The sequence below is a fragment of the Ruegeria sp. BI7 genome (assembly GCF_056537925.1).
This window is the reverse complement of sequence record NZ_JBQFSK010000026.1, coordinates 1-1,964: the sequence shown is the minus strand read 5'-3', so window position 1 is coordinate 1,964 and position 1,964 is coordinate 1. Positions and strand designations below refer to the sequence as shown.

Genomic DNA, 1,964 nt, shown 5'->3' with positions numbered 1-1,964 from the left:
GCCGTTCCGTTCGGTGTGTTTTGGTTGTGTTAGTTGTGTTTTGTTTATGGTGTTTCTGATTGAGATGACTGAGTGAGGTTGGGCTGATGAGCATGAACCCTTTTATCAATCGCGTTTCCAGCCTTTCGGGGCCTGCGCGTGATGTTTTGCCTGTTGCGCCGTCGGATGTAGCGGATTTGTCGGATGTGGCGATTGGTCTTTATGTTGAGGCGGGCGGGGCCGTGGTGATGACCACGGTGCGAGGGGAGACGCGCACCGTTCAGGTGACGGATTTTTCGATCCTGCCGGTGGGGGTTACGCGTGTGCATGCGACCGGCACGACGGCGTCGGGCATTCATGCGCTTGTGCTGACGTAAAAGTATCCGCCGTTCACGGCGCACAGCCCTGCCACCGGACTTCCGGCGGCGGGTTTTTTGTATTCTCAAAACCCCTCTGTCGGGATCAGTCCGCGCCAAACAGATCGCGTGTGAAGACCTTGTCGCTGACATCGCGGATCTCGTCCGAGATGCGGTTGGCGAGGATCAGGTCGGCCTGCTGCTTGAAGGCGTCAAGATCGCGGATCACCGGTGAGTGGAAGAAATGATCCTCGCTCAAAACCGGTTCATAGACGATGACCTGGATGCCCTTGGCCTTGATCCGCTTCATGATGCCCTGAACCGAGCTTTGGCGGAAATTGTCGCTGCCTTCTTTCATCACCAGCCGGTAGATGCCGACGGTTTTGGGCCCTTTCATCAGAATCTGATCGCTGAGGAAATCCTTGCGGGTGCGGTTGGCATCGACGATGGCGCGGATCAGGTTCTGCGGCACATGGTTGTAATTGGCCAACAGCTGTTTGGTATCTTTGGGCAGGCAATAGCCGCCATATCCGAACGAGGGGTTATTGTAATGCGCGCCGATGCGCGGGTCGAGGCTGACGCCTTCGATGATCTGGCGCGGGTCCATGCCGCCGGCCAGGGAATAGCTGTCGAGCTCGTTGAAAAAGGCCACGCGCATGGCAAGGTAGGTATTGGCGAACAGCTTGATCGCCTCGGCCTCGTCGGGGTCGGTGAACAACACCGGCGCATCTTTTGAGACTGCTCCTTCCAGCAGCAGCTCGGCAAAGGTCTTGGCCCGGTCCGAGCGTTCGCCGACGATGATCCGGCTGGGATGCAGGTTGTCGTGCAGCGCCTGCCCCTCGCGCAGAAACTCTGGCGAGAAGATCACATTGTCGGTGCCAAACCGCGCGCGGGCATCGGTGACAAAGCCCACGGGGATGGTGGATTTGATCACGATGACGGCATCGGGGTTCACTCTGGTGACCTGGTCGATCACCGTATCGACCGAGCTGGTGTCGAAATAGTTGCTGCGCGGATCATAATTGGTCGGGGTGGCCACAACGACAAAATCTGCCCCGCCAAACGCGGCTTCGGGATCGGTGGTGGCGGTCAGGTTCAGCGTTCGGTTGGTCAGGAAGTCGGTGATATCGGCATCCTGGATCGGGCTTTCGCGCTGGTTGAGCATGTCCACGCGCGCGGCGGACACATCCAGGGCAACAACGTCGTGGTTTTGCGCCAGCAGCACGGCGTTGGACAAGCCAACATAGCCAATCCCGGCAATCGCGATCTTCATATCTTGGTTCCTTGTGTACCCAGGGTCGGCACGCCCGGTGCGATCATAATCGTGTTTTTGGTGTGTGATAAGCTTTTGAAAGACGTGAAGGCAATGAACCGACCCGGGCGGCCAGCGCGCTTGTGCTGATTGGGCGCGATGGCGATGCCCGGGTGGGTGACTTAATTTACCGCGGCATTGATTGGCGTCGTGACAAGGGATGGGGTGATCTGGCTGATGGTGCGGCCCCATTTTGTGACAGGGTTTTCCGCGATGAAAATGATGTCGTTTGAGCGCAGCTGGAATTGCGCGGCCAGGGTCAGCTGTGCGGCGTTGCGGATATCAAGGTGCCAGGCGGTGACGGCGCCGAACTCGCG

2 protein-coding genes and 1 pseudogene are annotated in these 1,964 nt (G+C 58.5%); 1 reads left to right on the top strand and 2 read right to left on the bottom strand.

From position 1 onward, the window contains the following. Positions 1–86: 86 nt before the first annotated feature. Positions 87–356 (top strand): spike base protein, RCAP_Rcc01079 family, encoded by a 270-nt coding sequence (locus ACR0JB_RS21790; RefSeq protein WP_226689899.1) that lies wholly within the window; start codon positions 87–89, stop codon positions 354–356. A gap of 85 nt (positions 357–441) precedes the next feature. Here ACR0JB_RS21790 and ACR0JB_RS21785 read toward each other — a convergent pair whose 3' ends face one another. After that, complete coding sequence (locus ACR0JB_RS21785) at positions 442–1,608, bottom strand: nucleotide sugar dehydrogenase (RefSeq protein ID WP_170413161.1); 1,167 nt, start codon at positions 1,606–1,608, stop codon at positions 442–444. A gap of 161 nt (positions 1,609–1,769) precedes the next feature. Further along, positions 1,770–1,964: pseudogene (locus tag ACR0JB_RS21780) on the bottom strand (polysaccharide biosynthesis/export family protein); the annotation flags it as partial.

Coding starts and splice junctions, on each gene's coding strand:
- ACR0JB_RS21790 (WP_226689899.1), top strand. CDS start 87: ATGAGCATGAACCCTTTTATCAATCGCGTTTCCAGCCTTTCGGGGCCT.
- ACR0JB_RS21785 (WP_170413161.1), bottom strand. CDS start 1,608: ATGAAGATCGCGATTGCCGGGATTGGCTATGTTGGCTTGTCCAACGCC.